This is a genomic window from Geothrix terrae (assembly GCF_022808775.1).
GTDB classification, from domain to species: domain Bacteria; phylum Acidobacteriota; class Holophagae; order Holophagales; family Holophagaceae; genus Geothrix; species Geothrix terrae.
Map to the genome: position 1 here is coordinate 153,222 of NZ_JAKZLA010000005.1, position 22,664 is coordinate 175,885.

Here is a 22,664-nt window from a genome sequence, read left to right on the forward strand (position 1 = left end):
CCCAGGCGCCGGAAAGGAGGTTCGATGGGACGACAATCCGACCTTTCCGAACCTCCGTCGTGGTGCGCCGCCCGCTGAGGCGGCCATCCCCGGCTCCCCCGAATCCGCACCCTGAATGGGATGGCCGCGCGCTCGTCCGCGCCCCATCCGAGTCTCCGGACCGGCCATGATGCACCGAATCCTCGACACGATGTGGGGCCAGGCCAACGCCCTGTTCGCGCCCTTCCGCCGCCGGCGGTGGGTGGACCTCCTGCTCGTCGCGGCGGCTTTCGGCATGCTCTACGGCCTCATCCTGCTCGGGCACGAATGGACCGCCCTCCAGCGGCCCCAGATCCAGGTGGACCTCTCCCCCCTGGCCCTTCCGAAGTACACCTTCTTCTCGATGATGCGCGGCCTGGCGGCCTACGCCCTGTCCTTCGTGTTCACACTCATGTACGCCTACTGGGCCGCCAAGGACGCCCGGGCGGAGCGCCTCCTGATCCCGCTCCTCGACATCCTCCAGAGCATCCCGGTGCTCACCTTCCTCATGCCCCTGCTGCTGGTGATGGTGGCGCTCTTCCCCCGGAGCAACGTGGGCCTGGAGATCACGGCCATCCTCACGATCTTCACGGGGCAGGTGTGGAACATGACCTTCAGCCTCTACCACAGCCTGAAGAGCGTGCCCTCGGAGTTCCACGAGGCGGGCACGGTCTACCGGTTCAACTGGTGGCAGCGGTTCAAGTGGATCGAACTGCCCTTCGCGACCACCGGCCTGGCCTGGAACTCCATGATGAGCATGGCCGGCGGCTGGTTCTTCCTCATGATCAACGAGTCCCTCACCGTGGGCGACAAGGACTTCCGCCTGCCGGGGCTCGGGTCCTACATGAGCGTGGCCGTCGAGCAGGGGAACGGCCGGGCCCAGATCTACGCCATCCTCGCCATGATCCTCATGATCGTGTTCCTCGATCAGGTCCTGTGGCGGCCCATCGTGGTCTGGGCCCAGCGCTTCAAGGTGGAGGACACGGTCCAGAACGAGGCCCCCTCGAGCTGGTTCCTCGATTTCGTGCGGGGGAGCCGCCTCATCCGGCGCTGGGACCTCTGGCTCGCCCGCCAGCGCCGGGCCCGGGCGCACCGCCTGCGCCACCGCGCCCGCGAGCGGACCGGAGCCCGCAGAGCCGAGCGGGTCGCCCCCTGGATGGCCCTGGGCGCCCTCGCGGTGGTCACGGTCCTCCTGCTGGTGGGGACGGTGGGCGTCTACCACCTCCTGGCCCACCTGCCCGGGAAAGCCTGGATCCGGCTCCTGAAGGCCGACGCGCTGAGCCTCTCGCGCGTGATGATCTCCATGGGCATCGGAGTGGCCTGGGCCCTGCCCGCGGGGCTGGCCATCGGGCTTTCCGACCGCCTGTCCCGGATCTTCCAGCCCGTGGTGCAGGTGGCTGCCTCGTTCCCGGCCCCCATGCTGTTCCCCACCGTCATCGCCCTGCTGGCGACCCTCAAGGTGGGCCTAGGCTGGGGGAGCATCGTGCTGATGCTGCTGGGCACCCAGTGGTACATCCTCTTCAACGTGATCGCCGGCGCCAGCGCGATCCCGAGCGACCTCCGCGAGGTGGCGACATCTTTCAATTTCGGCCGCTGGCAGCGCTTCAAAGAGCTCTATTTCCCCGCCATCTTCCCCTACCTGATCACAGGCTGCCTCACGGCCGCGGGGGGCGCCTGGAACGCCAGCATCGTCTCGGAGTACGTGTCCCTGAAGGGCTACACCTTGCAGACCTTCGGCCTGGGCGCCATCGTCAGCCAGGCCACGGCCGACAAGGACTTCGCCCTCCTGGCGGCCTCCACCCTGGTCCTCGCCGGAACGGTCGTACTCTTCAACCGCATGGTCTGGAAGCCCCTGTACCGGCTGGCCAGCACCCGCTATTCCCTGTCCAAGTGAGGGCGACATGATCCACGCCGTCAACGCCAGCCACGATGTCATCTGCGAGCTGAAGGGGATCCAGAAGTCCTTCGAGCGCGGGACGGGCAAGCCCCTGCGTGTGCTGGAGGACATCAACCTCGACATCCGCGCCAACGAGGTCGCCTGCCTCATCGGGCCGTCCGGCTGCGGGAAATCGACGATCCTCCGGATCTTCGCGGGCCTCATCGAGCCCACGAAGGGACGGACCTACTACCACGGCGAGGAGATGAAGGGCCTGAACCCGGGCGTCGCCATCGTGTTCCAGAATTTCGCGCTCTACCCATGGATGACCGTGGAATCGAACGTGAAGACCGTCCTCCAGGCCAAGGGGTTGGACGAGGAGACCATCAAGGCCAAGGCCAACCGCGCCATCCGCCTTGTGGGCCTGGAGGGATTCGAGGAGGCCTACCCCAGGGAGCTCTCGGGCGGCATGAAGCAGCGGGTGGGCATGGCCCGCGCCCTGAGCGTGGATCCGGAGATCCTGTTCATGGACGAGCCCTTCAGCCACGTGGACGCCCTCACGGCCGAGGGCCTCCGGGCCGAGATCCTGGACATCTGGGACGACGCGGAGCGCAATCCCTCCTCGATCCTCATGGTGAGCCACGACATCAAGGAAGTGGCCTACATGGCCGACCGCATCGTGGTGCTGTCCGCCAACCCTGGACGCGTGCGCACCATCGTCGAGAACCCCCTGCCCCGCCCCCGGGACATGCGGAGCCCCGAGTTCCTGCGCCTGGTCGACCAGCTTCACGACATCATCACCAGCGCGGAGCTGCCGGACGTCGAAGTGAGCGCGCCGGAACCCAGCCTGCTGCCGGACCTCGTCGAGCCCCTGCCCGCCACCTCCTCTTCGGACATCCTCGGCCTGCTGGAGTACCTGGAGACCCAGGGCGGGACTTCGGATCTGTTCCAGGTGGCCGCCGCCACCCACGTGCCCTTCGAGAAAGTGCTGGTCTCCGTGAAGGGAGCGGAGATGCTCGACTTCGTGGACACTCCCAAGCGGCAGGTCATCCTGAACGCCCTGGGCCAGCGTTTCGTGCGCGCCAACATGGATGACCGCAAGGACATCTGGAAGGCCCAGCTCCTGGAGCTCCGGCTCTTCCGGATGGTGATGGAGCTCATCGAGCTGCATCACGGGGAGCTCAAGGAAGACGAGCTTCTTTCGGAACTCCAGCAGCGCCTTCCCATGGAGAATTCGGAACAGACCTTCGACACCCTGGTCACCTGGGGCCGCTTCGGCGAGATCTTCGCCTACCGCGAGGAACGCGGCATCCTCACGCCGGAGTAGCCTGTGCGGATCCAGGCTCGCACCTTCCTGCTGGGCCTCGCCCTGCCCGCCGCGCTCGCCGCGCAGTCGGCCATGCCCCGGCTGCTGGGCCTCCAGGCCACGTTCATCGGCCAGGAGCTGCGGCCCTTCGCCAGCCCCTATGCCGGCCCCAACAGCCTCACGGGGGATGGGGACCGCGCCGTCACGCAGACCTACGGGGCCTACGTCGGATCCCAGCTCACAGAGCGGTTCCAGCTCTACCTGGACGTGGAGCTGTTCCGGGGCTCGGGCGTGGGGCGGACGGTCGGTCTCGCGGGCCTTCCGAATGGCGACGCCATCCGCGCGGGCTCTGCCGATCTCGGGCAGGCGCCCTACCTGGCCCGGCTGTTCGGCCGGTGGACCCTGCCCCTCGGCGGCGGGGGGGAGGCCGTCGAGCGCGGCATGGACCAGCTTCCAGGCCGGGTGCCTGTTCAGCGCCTGGTGGTCACCTTCGGGAAGCTGGCGGCCAACGACCTCTTCGACACCAGCGCCTTCGCCGGAGCCCCCCGGACGCAGTTCATGAACTGGAGTCTGTTCAACGCGCCCGCATGGGACTTCCCGGCGGACACCCGGGGCTACACCCGGGGGGTGGCCGCCGAGCTGCGCCTGGCCGGCTGGGCCCTGGCCCTCGGCCGCTTCCAGATGCCCACCGAGGCCAACGGGAATGTGCTCGACGGCGACCTGGCCCGGGCCCACAGCGACAACCTCCAGCTCACGCTCATGCCCGAAGGCGGCCCCGTGATCCGCCTGCTGGGCTACGTGAACCACGCCCGAATGGGCGACTACGCGGCGGCCCTCGCCCAGGGCGGCACCCCGGACATCACCGCCACCCGCGCCCCGGACCGCGCGAAGCGGGGCTGGGTGCTCAACCTGGAGCAGCCCCTGGCTCCGGACGGCGCCTCGGGCCTCTTCCTGCGGGCTGGCTGGAACGACGGACACACCGAATCCTTCGCCTTCACGGAGGCCGACCGTTCCCTGTCCTTCGGCGGCCAGGGGAGGGGCTGGGGGGCGGAGGACCGCTGGGGCCTGGCCCTGTCCATCCAGGACCTGTCCCGGGAGCACCGGGCCTACCTGGCCGCCGGCGGATCCGGCTTCGTCCTCGGGGACGGCCGGCTGTCCCCGGCCCGGGAGCGGGTGGCCGAGGTCTACTACGCCTGGGCGCCCCGCCCCTGGCTGCGCCTCTCCCCGGACCTGCAGATGATCCACAACCCCGGCTACAACCGCGACCGGGGCCCGGCCTGGGTGTTCGGCCTCCGGCTCCGCCTCAGCGTCTGACCTACGCCTCCGCGGGTCCGGAAGCCACCGGCGGAGCGAAGGCGCAGGCCGCGATGCCTGCCAGCACGAGCAGAGTGCCCAGGCCCTGCAGGGGCTTCACGGATTCCCCGAGTAGCAGCCACCCCAGGATGACCGTGGCCACGGGCTGGGTCATGAGGCCCATGGCGCCCAGGTTCGTGGACACGTGGCCGATGCCCCAGGTGATGAGCCACCAGGCCACGACCTGCACGACGAGGCCCAGGCCGGCCAGGGCCCACCAGGCGCGGGCGGGATAGCCCGTGAAGGCCTCCCCCTGCGCGAGGCCCAGGACCCCGAATCCCGCCGTGCAGCAGAGCACCACCCAGAACAGGGCCTCCGGGGCGCTGAGCTCCTGGCGCGCGCGGCCCAGGGCCAGCGTGAAGGCCCCGTAGGCCAGAGAGGCGAGGGCCCCCAGCAGCTCGCCCAGGCCCGTGCCCCAGCGGGCGCCCTTGGCCAGGCCCAGGATGAGGGCGCCGCCCAGGGCGAACGCCACGCCCAGCCAGAACCGGCGCCGCAGCTTCGCCCCGAGCCAGACCACGGAGACGACAGCCACCCAGATGGGCGCCAGGGTCACCAGCAGCGTGGCGTTGGCGGCGCTCGTGTGATGGAGCGACGAGTGCCACATCCAGAGGTCCCCCACGAAGCAGAGGCCCGCCACGCCGGCCCAGAGACGGGCCTTCCCGGCCTCGCGCCTCGCCGAGTTCCGGGCCCGCCAGGCGAGCCAGGCCACGGGCGGCAGGGCGATGGCCATGCGGTAGAAGCCCACCGCCAGCGGCCCCGCGGGCGCGGCCCAGCGCACGAGCATGGCCGCGAACCCCAGGAGCGAAGCCCCGAGGATCAGGGCCGCCAGGCCTCTCGGATCCGGCGTCCCCGCCCGTGTCCCATCCATGGATCCAGCATCGCCGCCGGATGGCCGGAGGCGCAAGGCTCGGGGTCGAAAGGGGATGGGGTCGCTCAGTTCGCCCAGCGGGAGACCTGTTCCCAGACGTCCTCGTCCCGGGTGGGTCCGTTCAGGAGGATCGCGAACACCCGCACCTTCCCGTCGAAGGTCTGCAGGTAGCCGCACAGGCTGGTGACGCGGTCGAGGTGGCCCGTCTTCACCCGGATCCGCCGCGTGAGGTTGGGATCCTTGATCTTCAGCTTCCAGGGCTCACCGCCGATGATCTTCAGTGAGGAGACGAACTCCGGCCCCACCTCGAAGTCGTGGTAGGCCCCGCGCAGGATGATGGCCAGGGTGCGGGCCGAGAGGCGGTTCTCCTTGCTGAGACCTGAGCCATCCGTGATCCGGATCGCCTCCGGCCCCAGGTTGAAGGCGGACTGGAAGAAGGCCTGGATGCGCTGGACCCCCCGGGGCCACGAGCCTGCGCCGAAGCGACGGGTCAGCATCTCGATCATGAAGTTGTTGGACCATTTGTTGATGTCCTGCACCAGGGCGCGCAAGGGCGGCGAGGTCCAGGTGGCCAGCTTGCGAGGCACATCCGGCGCGCCGGCACCGCCCTCCACCGTGATGCCGGTCTCCCGCAGGATCCTGAGGATGGTCTCCCGGGCCTGGCGGTCGGGATCCTCGAGGATGCGGCCCCGGTCGTCCCGGTTGAAATCCACGGACAGGGCCCGCACCACGGGCAGGGTATCGGCCGAGGTGTTCTCCCAGCCCTGGGGCTCCCGCTGGGCGTCGAAGGCGCTCTGGTCCAGGCGCACGGTGCCGAGGACCCGCCGGAGGCCCTCCTTCTTCAGGGATTGGGCCAGCATCCAGATGCGCTCGCTGGTGAAGAGCGGATCGCCATCCCCCTTGAAGACGAGGTCTCCCTGCAGCACGCCATCCCTCAGGTCGCCCCAGACCTCGGTCTCGATGGTCGTGTCGGGCTTCAGCGTCTTCAGCAGGGCGTAGGTGGTGACCACCTTGGTGGTGCTGGCGGGCACGAGGGCCACGTCGTCATCATGGCGCTCCAGGGCCCTGCCCGTGTCCACGTCCCAGATCCCTGCGGACACCGCGACCCCACGGGCCTCCAGGCCCCTCACCCAGGTCCGGAAGCCCTGGGCGCGGGAGGGGAGCGCGCACAGCAGCAGGAGGAGGAGTAGCCGAACCAGCACGCCCGGGACCTCAGGGCTTCGTGATGGTCGGCGTGGTTCCCCGGAGGCTGCGCCGGGTCCGCTCGTTCTCGGTGGTGTTGCCTCCGAGCAGGTTCTCATCGGCCCTGAACAGCCAGTCCCGCACCAGGGCCTTGCCCTGGTAGGTGTGGATGCTGTCCTTCTCGGAGCGGCTGCGCACCCCCACGATGGGCAGCCCCTGTGTGTCGCCCGAGGCCCCGGGCTGTACCTGCGTGAGGTATTCCCACTCGCCATCGCTGGTCATGGGGTCGCGGTATTTCTGACGCAGGATGTGGGGCCTGACCTTCATCACCTCGTCCAGGTCCGTGGGGTAGCGGTTGTTCTTCGCGAAATAGACCCGCAGGGCCGCGGCGATGGCTTCGCCCCGGAAGATCAGCTCGGCCTCGTTCTCCCGCTGGACCTCCGCGCTGATCACGGGACCGGCTTTCATGAGCATCACGCCCATCACGACGGCCATGGCCAGGGCGAGGGCCATGGTGAAGCCGCGCTGGGTACGGAATGGGGTGGCGGTCCGCATGTATGCTCCAGGCCTAAAATATCAGGCCCGTTCCCCCTTACGTGCCATGAGCTCGCCAAAAGCTTCCACGACCGCGGGATCGAACTGGGAACCCGCCTCGTTCCGAAGCTCCGCCAGCGCCTGGCGGAAACCCTGGGGCCGGCGGTATCCCTTCCCGCTGGTCATGACCTCGTAGGCCTCGATGAGGCCGATGATCCGGCTGCCCATGGGAATGCCCGTCTCCCGCAGGCCGTCCGGGTAGCCCCGGCCGTCCCAGTGCTCGTGGTGATGGCGGATGATGCGGACCACATCGAAGGGGAACCGCAGGTCCTTGAGGAAGACTGCCGCCAGCTCCGGATGGCTGCGGACCTTCTTCATCTCCTCGTCGCTCAGCTTCGGCTTGGCGAGCATCTGGGGGTCCAGCAGCAGCAGGCCCACATCATGGAGCATGGCGGCGATGCTCACCGCCTCCACTTCCTCCGTGGGCAGGTCGAGCATCAGGGCCAGGTCCCTCGCCAGGCGCGCGGTGGCCAGGCTGTGGGGCCGGAGGTTGGGCACGCGGATCTCGCTGGACTGCAGGATGCGGTGGCTCACGGACAGGAAGGCCTGGTGGTAGCGCTCATGGAGCCGCGCCTCCTGGAGATGGAGGGCCAGCACGCGGCTCAGCTGCCGGATGGCCTCGATCTCGGCAAGGGAGAAGGACTGGTCCTCCAGGCGGAACACCATCACCAGGTCGTGTCCCTGGGGCGTCTCGTTGAGCAGGAGGGGCATGTAGGTGGCGAAGGCGCCGGTCAGCGGTGGCACTTCCGGCATCTCGGTCCGGGTGATGAGGCGCAGGTCCGGCTCCCTCACCGTGGGAAGGTGGAAGGTGGCGTGGGCCAGGATCTGCTGCTGCAGGTCCGGCGACAGGGGCAGCGTGCTGAAGGCCAGGATGGGCCGGATCTCCTCGGGGTCCTCGATCCAGAGCGCCACGGCGGTGGCCGGCAGGATCTGGCTGATGAGCCCGGCGATCTCCCAGAAGAAGGTCCGCTCCTCGGGCCGCACCATGCCCTTCTGGCGATCGGGATTCGCGGGGGCGGGAGCCACCCAGCCGCTGAGGGAGCGGTCCGGCTCCCAGGGAAGCGAGCCGTAGCCGTCCTTGCCGCCGGGGAATCCGTAGAGGCGTTCCCTGGCCGAAGGACCGGCGGAATGGACCCCCGGTCCCGGGGTGCGCGGGTGCTCGGTGGGCCGGGCCGGCGCCAGGAGCGGCTCTGGCGCGGGCGCGAGTTCCTCGAGGAGGTCGGCGGCGGTGGGCAGGCCTTCCGGCACCACGCCCGGGCCGATGGGAGGCGCGGGGTTGACGGCGCGGGCTCCACCGAAGAAGTGGAATTCCTTCAGCGCCCCCACCAGGTCCCCGCAGATGGCCAGGGTGGGCGGCTCGTCCCGCTCCACCTCGAAGGTCCCGCCCTTGATGCGGTCCCGCTGGATCAGAAGGCCCACCCAGTCGCCCTGGAGGTACACCGGCGTGATGAGGTAGCGGGGCCATTCCCCGCCCTGGCCGAAGGCGGACAGCTCCGGCGATTCCGACGCATCGTTCACCACGTAGGTCCGGCGCGACCGCTGGGTCCTCACCAGGAGCGGGTGGCCCTCTGGGATCGATACGGGCGGACGGGTGCCCCGGGGCCATCCGTAGAAGCTCACCACCTCGAAGGCGCCCTGTCCGGGCACACGGAGGTAGAGGGCGCCCTTGGTACTGCCCACCTCCTCCATGCAGCGGTAGAGCACCTGGGAGCAGCGATTCGCCAGTGCTTCACCGAGGATGAGGGGGGACACCGGCATGGGACGCATCCAGACCGAAGGAAGGCCCATCATGGCAGACCCCCGCCCTGCAGATCTAGATGCATGGATGATTGTCGAAACGTTTTTTTACGACCTCGGAATCACCTGGAGCGAGGTCACCGTCAGGTCCCGGGCCGCCCAGCGGGTCAGCCCCGCCAGCTGCCGGCCGTGGCCGCACTCGGCAAGGGGCGCGCCCAGCGCCTTCAGCCGGGCCACCACCGCCAGCCAGTCCACGGGCAGGGCCACGGAGGCGATGCCCTCGTCCCAGGCCGCCGTGCCCGTGCCCAGGATCCGTCCATCGAAGTGGGAGATCAGGGGGAACGCGGGTTCCGCCGGTGCCACCGCCGCCAGCCTCCGGGTGATGGCGGGCAGCAGGGCCGCCATGTGGGGACCATGCAGGGGATGGCGCACCGGCAGCAGCCCCGCCTTCAGGGCTGAGGGGCCGAGCGCCTCCACCAGCGCCTCCAGCGCGGGCACAGGCCCCGAGACCGTGAACTGGGCCTGGCCGTTGCGGTTGGAGAGCACCAGCTCCGGGTAGCCGGCCAGGGCCCGCCGCAGCTCCAGCTCCGGCACGCCGATGAGGAAGGCCATGCCCATGGTCCCTGGGCCGAAGGTGGCCTCGCTCAGGTCCTCCACCGCCGAGATGAGGTCGAGGGCCGCCTCGAGGGGCACCACCTCCGCCGCCACGAGGGCGGAATAAAAGCCCATGCTGTGCCCCGTGGCGGCGGCGGGTAGGGGCAGACCCGCCGCGCGCCAGGCCCGGTAGACACCCACGGAATGGGCCAGCACGGCGCAAGGCGCCAACCGCTGGGACCGCAGCAGGTCCAGGGGGCCCTCCGCCATGGCCTGCCGCAGAGGCCTGCCCGTGCGGACCTCCGCGGCCGCCAGGGTCTCCATCCAGGCTTCGTGAACCTCCCATCCCCGGGACATGCCCACGGCCTCGGTGCCCTGGCCGGGAAACAGGAGGATCGAGGCGGGCGCGGACATGGTCTCGAGGATAGGGTGCCGGATCCCCCGTCATCCAGTAGGCTGGGGCCATGTCCCCCCTTCCCTCTTCGGCCCCGCTGCCCTGGCAGCAGGTCCCCTGGCACGAGCGCCGCTCCTACTGGGAGCTGGACGATGGCCGGAGGAAGGAGCTGCGCGAAGCCCTGGAGACCGAGGCCGCGGACCTGGCCCGCCACGCCGGCCCGGCCCTCGACGACTACGCGGCGCGGCCCGGCACCCTCAAGGGCCAGCTGGTGAATGGCGACCTGCTCGCCACCCTGCTGCCCACCCTCCGCCAGAACCCCACCCAGGGTTACGAGGCCCTGGAAGATCCCGCCGGCCGGGCCGCCGTGCACCTGAACGCCCTCGGCAAGCGCCTCCGGGACCGGGCCCTCGCCCAGGCCCAGGGCGGGCCGGTGATCATCTTCATGGGCGGCCAGGCCACGGGGAAGACCACCAACGCCCTGGCGCTCGGCTCCGCCTTCGGCGCCGTGTTCGACGCGCCCCACACGGATCCCGATGGCGTGGCCTTCCTCCTGGACCGCATCCGGAGCGCGGGCAGCCACGAAGTCCACCTCGCCTACACCGACCGCGATCCCGGCGGCGCCCTCAAGGCCATGCTCGCCCGCTCCGAGCGCGAAGGGCGCTACGTGCCCCTGGACCGCATGGCCCGGGCCCACGCCTGGGCCCCCTTCACCTTCCTGGGCTTCGCCCCGCGGGCGGGCCGCTCCCTGCGGCTCTACCACGTGCGCGTGGAGGACGAGGGCCCGGATCTCATGACCACGGGGCATGAAGCCATCGCCGCCGTGCGGGCCCGCCCCAAGCCCGTCGATTCCGTGGTTGCCTACCAGCTCCAGACCGCTTACCTTTCCCTACTGAGGATCCAAACCCATGACCCCCGAACCTGGTACCCGCGGGACGTACTCGCAGGACTCAACCGAACCCTCGACCCCTGGCGCCGAAGCGAAGCCGACCATCTCCTTCGCCGATTTATCGAAGCTGTGGCGGAACGAAGTGCCCAAGCTGATCCAGGCCCACGAGGCGGACCGGCTGGAGGTCCGGAGGAGTCTGGGGCTGGCCTAGGCTGAATCCGCTACGCGGATTCAGATAAGAACTCGCTTCGCGAATTCAAAAAGCCTTCCTCAGGTGAATTCGCGCAGCGAATTCACTCGTGATAGCCCATCACCACCAGCAGGCAGGGCCCCCCGGCGATGACGTTCATGCCCAGGGATTCCGCCGCGCGGACGGCCTCGTCGCTCTCGGCGCCGGGCTGCATCCAGATGTGCTTCACGCCCGCGGCCGCGGCCTCGCGCACCACCTGCTCCGTGGCCGCCGGCGGCGTGATGACCGAGATGGCCGCCACCTTCACCGGCAGCGCCGCCAGCGAGGGGTAGGCCTTCAGGCCTTCCACTTCGGGCGCCTTGGGGTTGATGGGATAGACCTCGTGCCCGTGCTGCTGGTAGCAGCGCAGCACCTTGTTGCCGTACTTCGACCGGTCCGTGCTGGCCCCCACCACCGCGAAGGGCCCGGATGCGAGGAACGACTGGATGCGGTCTTGGACGGACATGGCACCTCCGGAATCAGAAGAAGGGACATGATGCCCGGGCCCTCGCGCGGAAAAGCCACGAAATCGTCGCCGCGCCTTCCACGGCGCTGGCCGCTCAGGCCGCACTGGCGGGACTTGACCCCATTCAGCTGGGCCGGAATCCTTGAGCATTCCCAGGATTCTCCATGGCCCTTCCCCTCCTCGTCCCGGCGATCCTCGCCTTGGCTCCGCCCTCGCCCCCTGCCCTGGTCCCGGTCCTGCCCACCCAGAAGGCCCTCGACCTCCTGAAGGAGGGCAAGGTCGACGCCGCGCTGGCCCAGCTGGACGAGGCCATCGCTCGGGATCCCAAGGACATCCAGCCCTTCTGGATCAAGGCCCAGGTCCACCGGGAACTGGCGAAGCAGACCAAGGGCTGGGCCTCGGCCTGGCACAAGGAATGCGCCGAGGAAAGCGCGGAGTCCCTGCTGGACCTCGGTCCGGATCGGAACGCCATCAGCCAGGCGATGTCATTCCTCCAGCACCTCCGGGACGACGAACGGCCCGTCCCCCCCGAGCCCACGGCGGCTGCCCTCAAGGCCTTCGACGAGGGCGAAGCGGCCTTCGGCAAGGAGGACTGGACAAGCGCCCGGACCGGATACGCAAAGGCCCTGAAGGAGAGCCCGGCTTTCGCCAAGGCAGCCCTCTACCTCGGCGATACCTGGTTCGCGGAAAAGCGCATGGAGGAAGCCATCCCCTGGTTCCGCAGGGCCGCGGAGCTGGATCCCTCGGACCCACGAGCTTGGAGGTTCCTGGCAGACGCCGAGACGGCCCTGGGCCGGAAGAAGGAGGCCGAGGCCACGATGATCGCGGCCATTCGGGTCTTCCCCGCCAACCGAGCGAGCTGGCAACCCCTCTCCTGGCGCCGGACCTCGGAGGGCCGGCCCATGGCTCGCCTGGCCTTCAAGCCCGGCGTCGTGGTCGGATGGGACCGGAACGGCAAGCAAACCATCAGCCTGGCCTCTTCCGAGGACCCTCAGGCCACCGCCATCTGGCTGGTCCTGGCCAGCGCCGTACTGGACACGATCACCGTCTCCGGCGACACGGCCGGATCCGGCGACCTCCCAGAGCTGAAGACCCGATTCCAGCAGGAGCGGTTCTACTGGAACCTGGCCCTCAAGGCCTACCGCGAGGCCTGTGCGCAGGCGAAGACCGAGCCCAGGGACCGCATCCTCAAACAGTTCCTCGCGTTCCAGCAGGAGGGTCAGCTCGACGCCGCGCTCTTCCTGCTCCGCTACCGGGAGGCCTTCCGCCCCGACTACGAAGCCTGGGTGAAGGCGAACCCTGGAGCCATCGAGAGGTTCATCAACCGCTATAACCTGCGGCCCTGAACACCCGGAGGAGACGAGCCTGGATCAAGTCAATGCCTGGATCGCCCGCACCTTCATCTCCCCGCGCAGGGTCTCGACGGCTTCGCAGGCGGCGAGGGCGGCGCTGAGGTTGGTGAGGCAGGGGATCTTCAGGCGCAGGGCCTCGCGGCGGATGGCGCTCTCGTCGAAGAAGGCATCGCGGCCCAGGGGCGTGTTGATCACCCACTGCACCTCGCCGTTCTTCAGGAGGTCCACCGCGTTGGGCCGGCCCTCGTTCACCTTGAAGATCTTCCGCACCTTGAGGCCCACGGACTCCAGCGTGCGGGCGGTGCCTTCCGTGGCGCACAGGCCGAAGCCCAGGGCCACCAGCTTGTGGGCCAGCTCCGGCAGGCGGGCCTTGTCCCGGTCGTTGACCGTGAGGAACACCGTGCCCGACAGCGGGAGGGGGATGCCCGCCGCCAGCAGGGCCTTGGCGTAGGCCTCACCGAAGCCCTCCCCGATGCCCATGACCTCGCCGGTGCTCTTCATCTCGGGGCCCAGCACCGGATCCACGCCCGGGAACTTGGCGAAGGGGAAGACCACGCCCTTGACCGACACGGCGCGGGGCACACCGTCGGTGACGCCCTGCTGCCTGAGGCTCTGGCCCAGGCCGATGCGGGCGGCCACGCCGGCCCAGTCCACGCCCGTGGCCTTGCTCACGAACGGCACCGTGCGACTGGCCCGGGGGTTGGCCTCCAGGCAGTAGGCGACACCATCCTTCACGGCGAACTGCAGGTTCATGAGGCCCTTCACGCCCAGGTCCAGGGCCAGCTTGCGGGCGTAGCCCTTCACGGTCTCCAGGATGTCCTCGGGCACGCCCAGGGCCGGGATCACGGCGTAGCTGTCGCCGCTGTGGATGCCGGCCTCCTCGATGTGGGCCAGCAGGCCCGCGATGGCCACCTCCTCACCGTCGCAGACCACGTCGATGTCCAGCTCCTGGGCGCCGTCCAGGAAGCGGTCCAGCAGCACGGGCTGGTCGTTGCTCACCGCCACGGCCTCCCGCATGTACTTCTCCAGGCCCTTGTCGTCGAAGACCACGGCCATGGCCCGGCCGCCCAGCACGAAGCTGGGGCGCACCATCACCGGGTAGGCCAGGCGCTGGGCGATGTCCTTGGCCTGCTCGAAGCTGGTGGCCATGCCCCAGGCGGGCGCGGGGATGCCCAGGCGCTTGAGGGCGCGCCCGAAGCGCTCGCGGTCCTCGGCATCGAGGATGGTGTTGAGGGGCGTGCCCAGCAGCTTCACGCCCGCGGCGTCCAGGGGCGAGGCCAGCTTCAGGGGCGTCTGGCCGCCGAACTGGGCGAAGACGCCGAGGAGCTTCCCGCCGGCGGCCTCGCGGTCCACCACGGCCTTCACGTGCTCGAAGGTGAGGGGCTCGAAGTAGAGCCGATCGCTGGTGTCGAAGTCCGTGCTGACGGTCTCGGGGTTGCAGTTGATGAGGATGGCCTCCACCCCGCTGGCGCGGATGGCCTCCACCGCCTGCACGCAGCAGCAGTCAAACTCCACGCCCTGGCCGATGCGGTTGGGGCCGCTGCCCAGCACGATGGCCTTGGGGCGGTCCGTGGGTTCCGCTTCGCTGTGATCCTCCCAGGTGCCATAGAGGTAGGGTGTCTCGGCCTGGAACTCGCCCGCGCAGGTATCCACCCGCTTGTAGGCGGGGCGCAGGCCCAGGGCCTCGCGGCGGGCGGCGACCTCCGCTTCAGTGCCAGAGCAGAATACGGAGATCTGGTCGTCGGCGAACCCGGCGCGCTTGGCCTTCTCCAGCAGCTCGGCGGGCAGCCGGTCCACGGGGAAGCTGCGCAGGCGGCCCTCCAGGACGACGATCTCCTCGATCTCCCGCAGGAACCAGGGGGTGATCTTCGTGAGGCGATGCAGTTCTTCGACGCTGTGGCCGGCCTTCAGCGCGTGGTAGACCCAGAAGATGCGCTGGGGCCCCGGAATGAGAAGGTGCTCCTTGAGGCGGCCCAGGTCCAGCTTCCCTTCCAGGGCGCCGGAGATGCCTCTGTGGCCTTCCTCCAGCGAGCGCACGGCCTTCTGCAGGGCCTCCTGGAAGCTGCGGCCGAGGCTCATGACCTCGCCCACGCTCTTCATCTGAGTTCCGAGCACTTTCTCGGCCTGCGGGAATTTCTCGAAGGTGAAGCGGGGAATCTTCACCACCACGTAGTCCAGCACCGGCTCGAAGGCCGCCTTGGTCATGTGGGTGATGGCATTGGGCAGCTCCCAGAGCCGGTAGCCCAGAGCCAACTTCGTCGCCACCCAGGCGATGGGGAAGCCGGTGGCTTTGGACGCCAGCGCGGAGCTGCGGCTCACGCGGGGGTTCATCTCGATGACGATGATGCGGCTGGTCTCGGGCTCCAGCGCGAACTGGATATTGGAGCCGCCCGTCTCCACGCCCACGGCGCGGATGACTGCAAGGGCCGCGTCACGCATGCGCTGGTACTCGGGGTCCGTGAGGGTGAGCGCGGGCGCGACCGTGATGCTGTCGCCGGTGTGGATGCCCATGGGATCCAGGTTCTCGATGGAGCAGATCACCTCGACGTTGTCGTCGAGGTCGCGCACCACCTCCAACTCGAACTCCTTCCAGCCCAGGATGCTCTCCTCGATGAGCACCTGCTTGGTGGGGCTCAGGTCCAGGCCCCGGGCCACGATGGTCTCGAACTCGTCCACGTTGTAGGCGATGCCGCCACCGCTGCCGCCCAGGGTGAAGCTGGGGCGGATGATGGCGGGGAAGCCAGTGAGCTTGAGCAGGTCGCGGGCCTCGCCCATGTTGTGCGCGAACCCGCCGCGGCAGGTCTCCAGGCCCAGGTCGTCCATGAGGGCCTTGAAGAGCTGGCGATCCTCGCCGCGGTTGATGGCCTCAGGCTGGGCGCCGATGAGCATGACGCCCGTGCGCTCCAGCAGCCCGCTTTCGTGGGCCTCCATGGCGAGGTTGAGGGCCGTCTGGCCGCCTACCGTGGGCAGGATGGCATCGGGCTGCTCCGCCTCGAGGACCTTCTCCAGCACCGCCAGCGTGAGCGGCTCGATGTAGGTGGCGTCCGCGCGGCCGGGATCCGTCATGATCGACGCCGGGTTGGAGTTGAGGAGGATCGTTCGAATGCCCTCCTCCCGCAGGGCCTTCAGCGCCTGCGTCCCCGAGTAGTCGAACTCGCAGGCCTGCCCGATCTGGATGGGCCCCGAGCCCAGCACCAGCACACTCTTCAGATCCGTCCGCTTAGGCATGGTGGACCTCCTGGAGCATGTCGACGAAGCGCTGGAAGGCTGGGTGCGCGTCATGCGGGCCTGGTGAGGCCTCGGGATGGTGTTGCAGCGAGAAGATCGGCAGCTTGGTGTGCCGCAGGCCCTCGACGGTGCCGTCGCTGAGGTGCTTGTGGGTGACCTCGATCTCCTTGGGCAGGCTGGTCTCGTCCACCGCGAAGCCATGGTTCTGGGCCGTGATCTCGATGCGGCCGGTGGTCAGGTCATGCACGGGCTGGTTGGCGCCGCGGTGGCCGAACTTGAGCTTGAAGGTGCGGCCGCCGAAGGCCTGGCCCAGCAGCTGGTGGCCCAGGCAGATGCCGAAGATGGGCAGCTTGCCGATGCAGGCCTCCACTTCCTTCTGCATGCCGGGCAGCGCGGCGGGATCGCCAGGGCCGTTGCTGAGGAAGAGGCCGTGGAAGCGCTTGTCTGCCAGCTCCGTGGCCGGGGCGTCCCAGGGGAAGACTTCCAGGTGCAGGCCGACGGCCTCCAGCTGCCTCAGGATGCTCAGCTTGATGCCGCCATCCAGCACCGCCACGCGGAAGGTGCCGCCGGGGTTCAGCTCGTAGCGCTCCTGGCAGCTCACCTCGGCGCAGAGGGCCTGGCCGGTCATGTCGGGCAGGGCCTTGGCCTTGGCCACGCCGGCCTCGAGGCTGCCGTCCAGTTCGGTCCAGATGAGGGACGGCTGGGAGCCCTGGTCCCGCAGGTGCTGGGCCAGCGCCCGGGTGTCGAGATCCGTCATCACCGGAATGTGGTGGCGCTTGAGCCAGCCCGCCAGGTCACCCTCGGAGCGCGTGTGGTCAGGCGCGAAGGTGAGGCGCCGGCAGAGCAGGCCCGTGGCCCAGGGCCGGGTGCCCTCGTTCAGGTCGGCGTGGATGCCGTAGATGCCTTGCTCGGGGAAGGTCATGCAGACCATCTGGCCTGCGAAGCTGGGATCCGTGAGGATCTCCTGGTAGCCGGCCATGGCCGTGGTGAACACCGCCTCGCCGCCCCCACCGAACCCCAACGGCGCACGCCCCCGGAAGATGGTCCCGTCCTTCAGGATCAGGTGCGCTCGCATGTGCGTCCCCCGCTCGGCGGCTCTGCAAAAACCCCGCGGGGGCCGGGCCGCCGCGGGGTCGTGAGAATGACATCGGTCCGAAGGACCAAAGTGAGTGTAACGACCTGGGAAACCGAGGATCAGCCTTTTTGTTCAAGGGATTTTCGGCCATACTGCTCCTTTGTTCCCCAGATAAATCACGCCGTTTGAGCCACACTGAAACGCATGTGGACGGGTGACGACATCTACTTCATGAAGCTCGCCCTCGAGGAGGCCGAGAAGGCGGACCGCCTGGACGAGGTGCCCGTGGGGGCGGTCCTGGTGTCCGAGGGCGCGTTGCTGGGCCGGGGACACAACCATCCGGTGAAGCTGAACGACCCCACCGCCCACGCGGAGATCCAGGCTCTGCGGGCGGCCGGGGCCTGGGCCAGGAACTACCGGCTCACGGGCGCCACGCTCTACGTGACGCTGGAGCCCTGCCTCATGTGCTTCGGCGCCCTGATCCATGCGCGGGTGGGGCGCGTGGTGTTCGGCGCCTCGGATCCCAAGGTGGGCGTCAGCCGCTGGCTGGACACGCTCGATGGCGCGGCCCTGAACCACCGGTTCACGTTCGAGGGCGGCCTGCTGGAGCCCGAATGCCGGGAGCAGCTCCAGGCCTTCTTCCGGCGGCGGCGGGGCTAGCGCTGCATCGCCGCCTGGAAGAGGCCGGGCCTCGCCTCCAGCGGATCCTCCTCGCCCGGAGGAAGGAAGGCGGCGGTCAGCGCCCGGAGGAGGCTGGGCCGCGCCACACCCTCTCCCTCGGACCAGAGGAAGGCCACCAGGGGCGAGGGCTGTGCTGGCGCCGGTCCCGCGGCGGCGGCCTGCCTCGGCCGGGGCAGCACCTCCAGACGGGCGGGTCCCCGGCTCCGTCCCGCCTTGCTGAAGGCCTGGACCTCGCGGAACCCGGGCCTGGCGGTGGGTGAGACGAAGACCCGGGCGATGGCCCAGCCGGGCTCCGGGAAGCGGAGGGGCGCCACCAGGGCGACGTCCTTCCCGAAGGAGAGGGCCATGCCCGGAGCCAGGCGACGGCCCCGGATGCGGAGTTCGGTCTCCTCGCCGGAGCGTGCGGCGGCGGGGACCACGTCGTCGACCTGGGGGGCCTCCTCGCCACCCAGCCTCACGAAGTACCGGATCTGCGGCGACTCGAAGGGCATGGCCGGCGAGAGGATCCGCAGGGTGACGCGGTGTTCGCCGTAGTCCGTGGTGGGAAGCGGAATGGCGCTGCGGGAATCGAGGGTGACCGCGCCCGCGAAGGCCAGGGGGGCCGTGAAGGTGCTCAGGGGAATCCCGTCCACCACCCACTGGGCCTGGAGGTGGCCCGTGCCCTCGAACTTCAGGTCCGCATAGGCGGCCAGAGGGCTGAAGCCCTGCTCCACCGTGGTGTCCACGCGGCCATCCTCCCAGCGGAGGCGCAGCATGGAGATGGTGAAGGGCGCGGCGGGGCCGAGCCGGTCCGCGACCCGGATGGGCAGCTGGACCGTGGCCGGAATTCCCGTGAGGGAGCCGAAGGGGTACGTTGCGCGGACCACATAGGAACCCGTGCGGGCGTAGATGTGGCTGGCGACGGTCCCGCCGCTGAGGGGAACGGACTGGTCCCCGAAGTCCCAGGACACGGGCCCGATCGGAGGATAGGTCGGCGAGAGCACGAAGGTCGTGGGCGCACCGGAGACCGGTACGCCCGGACTCACCGTGATGGCGCCCTGGGCCGTGAGAGCCAGGGAACTGAGCAGCAGGAGGAGGGTGAGGAGGGTTCGCATGGGCAGCTCCTCAGTACGAGACGTTCAGGAGGATCGACACCTGCGTGTCGTTGGCCATGGGGGCCGTGGCGGTGCCGGTGGCCGGGACGCCGGTGGCCGCGGTGCTCCGGGCCAGGGCTGCCAGGTCGGGCGCGTGGGTGTAGCGGCCCTTGAGGCCCAGGCTGGCCCGGCCGCGACCCTTGAGGAAGGTGTCCAGGAAGAGGCGCAGGGTGCCCTCCGCCACGGAGTTCTCCACCACGTCGCCGGTGACCAGGATGGTGCGGGAGACGCCCCCGTTCAGGAGGAAGCCCAGGAGCCCGGGGATGAGGGCGACATCGGCGTTGAGGAAGGCGTTCTCCATGGTGGTCTTCTGGTCGCCGGGATCGCTGAGGGTGCGGGACCAGCTCAGGTTCGGGGAGACCCGCACCCGCGCGCCCAGGCCCAGGCTCCCGCCCAGGGAGAACGTGGTGCTGGTGCCCCGGGTATCGCTGGCGCCCTCGGCGCGCAGCCGGTCGAACTGGGCGTTGAAGGTCAGGCTCGACGCGGGCGGCAGCATCAGGTCGAAGCCGGTGGTGAGGCCGGACCGGTTGCTGTTGCTGAAGGGGATGAGGGGATTGGAGACCAGCTCGGCCTCCTGGCGGGCGTGTCGCACCCCCACGCGCCAGAACAGGGCCTGCGTCAGGCCCACCCGCGCGTCCAGGCTCTGGGACTGGTTCCAGGCCTGGTCCAGGCCCGGCTGCCCGGTGGGATTGGTGCGCTCGTCCACGGCGGTGGCGCTCAGGCTCCAGGTCGAGCGGTTGAAGCCCACACTGCCGTTCAGGGTGCGGCGGTCCCCCACGAAGAAGGCCACGCCCACGGTGCCGAAGTCCCGCCCCACGTCCCGGTAGCCCAACTGGGCGCTGAAGGGGCCATCCATCCACATGCCCCCCAGGCGCCAGGCCTGATCGGTGAGGTGGGTCCCCTGGTTCACGAGGTCCTTCGTGAAGAGGCTGCGGGCGTACTCTCCCGACAGGGCCAGCCGGCTGTCGAAGAACCGGCCGTCGAGGAGGAAGGAACCCGTGGACCCATCCCGCACCATGGGCGCGTACAGGGACAGCATGTTCACGGCCGTGGTCGGGTCATCCTTTCCCGACAGGAAGACGATCTTGGCCCGGAGGTTCCCGGCCAGCCAGCCGTAGCCGAGGGACCCGCCATAGACCTCGCTGCCCTTCTCGGGCCAGGCCAGGCCGTCCGTGCCGGAATGAGCCTGGGTGTTCAAGGCGAAGAGGTGGGCGCCCAGCGGCTGCCCGGAATAGGCATAGTCGAGCCCCCGGCGGCCCGCCCCAGCCAGCGTGAACTCGGATTCCTGGACCACCATGTCGCCCAGCTGAAGCTTGTGGTTCCCCGAGGCGTAGACCGCCTGGAGGTCGCCGAGGCTCCAGCGCGTCTGGGTGCCGAGGGGCTGATTCGTGTAGACGACCCGGGCGTTCAGCAGCACCTGGTGGCCGTCCTCCTCCTTCTGGTAGGCGAACCGGATCTGGCCTGAGGCGAGGTTCCGCTGCTCGCCGGGCACCGGCTCCTGATGATGGGCCACGCGCTCGAAGGCGCCGTCGAAGTAGATGGGACCGTGGGCGGGAGGCTGCCCGCCGAGAGCTCCGCCCGGAGGCGGAACGGACGCGGCCCCGGTCTGAGCCTGGGCCTGGGTCTGAGCCTGTGCTGTGGCCGCCCCGCCGGCGGGGGCCGAGGGCGTGCCGGGCATCTGCAGGCTGGCGAAAGAGGCGGGAGCCTCTTGGGGCAGGTACTTGATGCCGGAAGGCGTGCGCAGCGCCGCGTAGTACTCCAGCTTCGCCCCGGCGGGGATGGCCGCCTCCAGCTGTCCCGCGTACGAGGTCCCGTCCGGACCGACATCCAGGTTGAAGCTGGAGAACTCCTCCTCGCCCGCCACACGGTAGAAGACCACCACCCACTCGGTCCCTGCGGGCGCCGTGGCGGTGCCCTGGACGGGCCCACCCGGCGTCGCGGGCAGCTTCAGCTCGAAGGCCTCTCCGGCCGCCACCGCCACAGAGGCGGCGGCGGCCAGGATGAGGGTCCGCAGAGACCGGTCGATCACACATGCCTCCCTGGCAAGAGGGGAACTCGAGGGTCTACTGCTCCCGCACCGCGGGGCCGTGCGGTCCGCCCAGGTGGCCCCGGATGACCGGATCGTTGTCGAGCATGGCCTCGACCTTCCGCAGCAGCGCGGGATCCTTGGCGAAGCGCGCGCGGGCCTCGTTCAGCATGGCTCGCTTCTCGGCGTCCGCCGCCGGCCCGGACTTGCCGGCGAAGCGGCGGGAGATCTCGGCATCCACCCGGGGTTTCGCCGCGGGGTCCACCTTGGGCGCCGTGGCCTGGATGCGCTTGAACTCCTGCCAGGGGCCCTTGAGCTTGGCGCCCATCTGGGTGCCGGCGGTCCGGGCGGTGAGACGCGAGGCCGCGGTCCGGTTGAAGGGCGCCAAGGCCATGGTCCGGTGCTGGCTCAGGTTCAGGACCTGGATCCCGGGGGCGGGCGCGGCCCCGGCCACATGGGTGACGAAGGCGCGGACATCCAGCCGCTGGCGGGGGATCAGGCCGTTGAGGGCGTCGCAGGAGGCCTTGGTCCTCGAGTGCTGGACCTTCTGCATGGCGTCGGCGATCTTCTTCGCCACCGAGGCCCGGTCGAGGGCGTCCTGGATGGGCCGCTGGGCCTGATCGAGGGTGCCCTTGGCCTGCTGCATCACGGCGTCATGCACCTGGGTCATGGTGGTGATGGCCTGGCTCGTGATCTGGGTGATGGCGTCATCCACGATCTTGCTGGGATCGAAGAGGTGCTCCGGATGGTTGACCAGGTCCGTGAGCATGTTGCCAAGCGTCTGGAGCGGGGCCAGCAGGGCGGTCTGGGCGATGTTCGCGGCCGAGGAGGCCGCGGAGGCCGCCTGCTGCTCCGCCTGGGTGGCGAACTGGCGGACCTGGTTGATGGGCTGCGTCACGTCGGGGCGGAGGGCGTCGATGGCGTCCTTGGCTCTCCGCAGGGCATCCGTCACCTCCTGGGGGTCGGCCGGCAGCTGGTCCATCCGGACTCCCGTGCCCGCGCCGACCGCGCCCACCGTGCCCACTGTGGCGGGTTTCGCCGTGGCGGTGGTGGCGCCCGGGCGGACGCCGGGGGGTTGCACGCCGGCGATGGCCGCCCGCGTTCCCGCGGAGCCAGCGGCCGCCGCGACACCGGGCGCCACGTGGGGGACCATCACCTGCGGACGGCTGGCCTCGTTCAGGACGGACTGGGCCAGCTGGGCGGCGGCATTGAAGTCCCCTTCAGCCTGGCCGGCCAGGTTTCGCAGGTCGTTGGCGGCGCCGCTCAGTTCCGTCTTGGCGAGGTTCACGACGTCGGCCGCCTGTTGCCCCAGGGTCGACGCCAGGCGCCCGACGTTCTGGATGAGGGTGTTGATGCTGTTGATCAGGCTTTCCACCGCGCAGGTGAGCCCACCGGAGGCCACGGCGCCCACGCAGCTCCAGAAGTCGTCGCAGCAGGCCTGGAGCGGGGCGGCGAGCGGGAACACGCTCACCAGCGCCACGGTGGCGATGGAATAGGTTCGCAGTCTCACGAAATCCTCCCTCGGCAGGGCCCGGAAGGCTCTCGAATGGATCGGCGAAGCCGATCCAGAACCCTCCGGGCGGGTGGTCAACCTTGCACATGGATGTCAGGCAATGCCTGCCGATGGTCGTGCGATGGCGTCCGCGAGTCAAGAGTCGAGATG

The 22,664-nt window shown here is 69.6% G+C and carries 17 protein-coding genes; 6 read left to right on the top strand and 11 right to left on the bottom strand.

Translation table 11 applies throughout. The annotated features are described in order from the left end of the window. The first annotated feature begins 166 nt into the window (after positions 1 to 166). The 3 genes from MLE42_RS11160 to MLE42_RS11170 are packed head-to-tail and all read left to right on the top strand — an operon-like array spanning position 167 to position 4,514. Positions 167 to 1,912, top strand: a complete 1,746-nt coding sequence (locus MLE42_RS11160; protein WP_243287963.1) for an ABC transporter permease — start codon at positions 167 to 169, stop codon at positions 1,910 to 1,912. A gap of 7 nt (positions 1,913 to 1,919) precedes the next feature. After that, complete coding sequence (locus tag MLE42_RS11165; protein ID WP_243287964.1) at positions 1,920 to 3,221, top strand: ABC transporter ATP-binding protein; 1,302 nt, start codon at positions 1,920 to 1,922, stop codon at positions 3,219 to 3,221. A 3-nt stretch (positions 3,222 to 3,224) separates the two neighbouring features. Further along, positions 3,225 to 4,514: a carbohydrate porin gene (locus MLE42_RS11170; RefSeq protein ID WP_243287965.1), complete on the top strand. Its 1,290-nt coding sequence runs from the start codon at positions 3,225 to 3,227 to the stop codon at positions 4,512 to 4,514. Between the two features lies 1 nt (position 4,515). Here MLE42_RS11170 and MLE42_RS11175 read toward each other — a convergent pair whose 3' ends face one another. From MLE42_RS11175 to MLE42_RS11195, 5 genes are all read right to left on the bottom strand, one after another. Beyond that, a complete protein-coding gene (locus MLE42_RS11175) occupies positions 4,516 to 5,421 on the bottom strand; it encodes a DMT family transporter (protein WP_243287966.1) in 906 nt (301 codons plus the stop codon). A 65-nt stretch (positions 5,422 to 5,486) separates the two neighbouring features. Then, positions 5,487 to 6,623: a D-alanyl-D-alanine carboxypeptidase/D-alanyl-D-alanine-endopeptidase gene (locus MLE42_RS11180; RefSeq protein WP_243287967.1), complete on the bottom strand. Its 1,137-nt coding sequence runs from the start codon at positions 6,621 to 6,623 to the stop codon at positions 5,487 to 5,489. Positions 6,624 to 6,633: 10 nt separating this feature from the next. Then, complete coding sequence (locus tag MLE42_RS11185; protein WP_243287968.1) at positions 6,634 to 7,158, bottom strand: type II secretion system protein; 525 nt, start codon at positions 7,156 to 7,158, stop codon at positions 6,634 to 6,636. 21 nt (positions 7,159 to 7,179) lie between these two features. After that, on the bottom strand, positions 7,180 to 8,955 hold the full coding sequence (locus MLE42_RS11190) for an HD-GYP domain-containing protein (RefSeq protein WP_243287969.1): 1,776 nt from the start codon (positions 8,953 to 8,955) through the stop codon (positions 7,180 to 7,182). Positions 8,956 to 9,042: 87 nt separating this feature from the next. Then, the gene (locus MLE42_RS11195; RefSeq protein WP_243287970.1) at positions 9,043 to 9,942 is read right to left on the bottom strand and encodes an ACP S-malonyltransferase; all 900 of its coding nucleotides are present in this window, start codon (positions 9,940 to 9,942) and stop codon (positions 9,043 to 9,045) included. Positions 9,943 to 9,992: 50 nt separating this feature from the next. Between MLE42_RS11195 and MLE42_RS11200 the strand changes: the two genes are divergently transcribed. Beyond that, positions 9,993 to 11,027, top strand: a complete 1,035-nt coding sequence (locus MLE42_RS11200; protein WP_243287971.1) for a hypothetical protein — start codon at positions 9,993 to 9,995, stop codon at positions 11,025 to 11,027. A gap of 77 nt (positions 11,028 to 11,104) precedes the next feature. On the opposite strand, the gene MLE42_RS11205 is transcribed toward MLE42_RS11200, so the two are convergent. Then, complete coding sequence (locus tag MLE42_RS11205) at positions 11,105 to 11,506, bottom strand: CoA-binding protein (protein WP_243287972.1); 402 nt, start codon at positions 11,504 to 11,506, stop codon at positions 11,105 to 11,107. A gap of 164 nt (positions 11,507 to 11,670) precedes the next feature. Here MLE42_RS11205 and MLE42_RS11210 point away from each other — a divergent pair, with 164 nt between their 5' ends. Continuing rightward, positions 11,671 to 12,852, top strand: a complete 1,182-nt coding sequence (locus MLE42_RS11210) for a tetratricopeptide repeat protein (RefSeq protein ID WP_243287973.1) — start codon at positions 11,671 to 11,673, stop codon at positions 12,850 to 12,852. A gap of 24 nt (positions 12,853 to 12,876) precedes the next feature. Here MLE42_RS11210 and carB read toward each other — a convergent pair whose 3' ends face one another. Continuing rightward, positions 12,877 to 16,086 (bottom strand): carbamoyl-phosphate synthase large subunit, encoded by a 3,210-nt coding sequence (gene carB / locus MLE42_RS11215; protein WP_243287974.1) that lies wholly within the window; start codon positions 16,084 to 16,086, stop codon positions 12,877 to 12,879. After that, positions 16,079 to 17,161, bottom strand: a complete 1,083-nt coding sequence (carA, locus tag MLE42_RS11220; RefSeq protein ID WP_243287975.1) for a glutamine-hydrolyzing carbamoyl-phosphate synthase small subunit — start codon at positions 17,159 to 17,161, stop codon at positions 16,079 to 16,081. The genes carB and carA overlap by 8 nt, the downstream gene beginning before the upstream one ends. A gap of 204 nt (positions 17,162 to 17,365) precedes the next feature. Between carA and tadA the strand changes: the two genes are divergently transcribed. Further along, positions 17,366 to 17,821: a tRNA adenosine(34) deaminase TadA gene (tadA, locus tag MLE42_RS11225; protein ID WP_243287976.1), complete on the top strand. Its 456-nt coding sequence runs from the start codon at positions 17,366 to 17,368 to the stop codon at positions 17,819 to 17,821. Here the strand turns inward: tadA and MLE42_RS11230 are convergent. From MLE42_RS11230 to MLE42_RS11240, 3 genes are read right to left on the bottom strand one after another with little or no spacing between them, the layout of a single operon-like run. Next, positions 17,818 to 18,936 carry a PKD domain-containing protein gene (locus tag MLE42_RS11230; RefSeq protein WP_243287977.1) on the bottom strand — a complete coding sequence of 373 codons (1,119 nt, stop codon included), beginning with the start codon at positions 18,934 to 18,936 and terminating at the stop codon, positions 17,818 to 17,820. The genes tadA and MLE42_RS11230 overlap by 4 nt on opposite strands. A 10-nt stretch (positions 18,937 to 18,946) precedes the next feature. Continuing rightward, on the bottom strand, positions 18,947 to 21,004 hold the full coding sequence (locus MLE42_RS11235) for a hypothetical protein (protein ID WP_243287978.1): 2,058 nt from the start codon (positions 21,002 to 21,004) through the stop codon (positions 18,947 to 18,949). Between the two features lie 34 nt (positions 21,005 to 21,038). Next, entirely contained in the window at positions 21,039 to 22,511 is a 1,473-nt protein-coding gene (locus tag MLE42_RS11240; protein WP_243287979.1) for a hypothetical protein, read from the bottom strand. Positions 22,512 to 22,664 lie beyond the last annotated feature (153 nt).

What these genes read in the sequence shown, in the direction of transcription:
- MLE42_RS11165 (WP_243287964.1), top strand. Translation starts at nt 1,920, where the DNA reads ATGATCCACGCCGTCAACGCCAGCCACGATGTCATCTGCGAGCTGAAG.
- MLE42_RS11195 (WP_243287970.1), bottom strand. Translation starts at nt 9,942, where the DNA reads ATGTCCGCGCCCGCCTCGATCCTCCTGTTTCCCGGCCAGGGCACCGAG.
- MLE42_RS11200 (WP_243287971.1), top strand. Translation starts at nt 9,993, where the DNA reads ATGTCCCCCCTTCCCTCTTCGGCCCCGCTGCCCTGGCAGCAGGTCCCC.
- MLE42_RS11160 (WP_243287963.1), top strand. Translation starts at nt 167, where the DNA reads ATGATGCACCGAATCCTCGACACGATGTGGGGCCAGGCCAACGCCCTG.
- MLE42_RS11185 (WP_243287968.1), bottom strand. Translation starts at nt 7,158, where the DNA reads ATGCGGACCGCCACCCCATTCCGTACCCAGCGCGGCTTCACCATGGCC.
- MLE42_RS11175 (WP_243287966.1), bottom strand. Translation starts at nt 5,421, where the DNA reads ATGGATGGGACACGGGCGGGGACGCCGGATCCGAGAGGCCTGGCGGCC.
- MLE42_RS11205 (WP_243287972.1), bottom strand. Translation starts at nt 11,506, where the DNA reads ATGTCCGTCCAAGACCGCATCCAGTCGTTCCTCGCATCCGGGCCCTTC.
- tadA (WP_243287976.1), top strand. Translation starts at nt 17,366, where the DNA reads ATGTGGACGGGTGACGACATCTACTTCATGAAGCTCGCCCTCGAGGAG.
- MLE42_RS11190 (WP_243287969.1), bottom strand. Translation starts at nt 8,955, where the DNA reads ATGCCGGTGTCCCCCCTCATCCTCGGTGAAGCACTGGCGAATCGCTGC.
- MLE42_RS11230 (WP_243287977.1), bottom strand. Translation starts at nt 18,936, where the DNA reads ATGCGAACCCTCCTCACCCTCCTCCTGCTGCTCAGTTCCCTGGCTCTC.
- carA (WP_243287975.1), bottom strand. Translation starts at nt 17,161, where the DNA reads ATGCGAGCGCACCTGATCCTGAAGGACGGGACCATCTTCCGGGGGCGT.
- MLE42_RS11210 (WP_243287973.1), top strand. Translation starts at nt 11,671, where the DNA reads ATGGCCCTTCCCCTCCTCGTCCCGGCGATCCTCGCCTTGGCTCCGCCC.
- carB (WP_243287974.1), bottom strand. Translation starts at nt 16,086, where the DNA reads ATGCCTAAGCGGACGGATCTGAAGAGTGTGCTGGTGCTGGGCTCGGGG.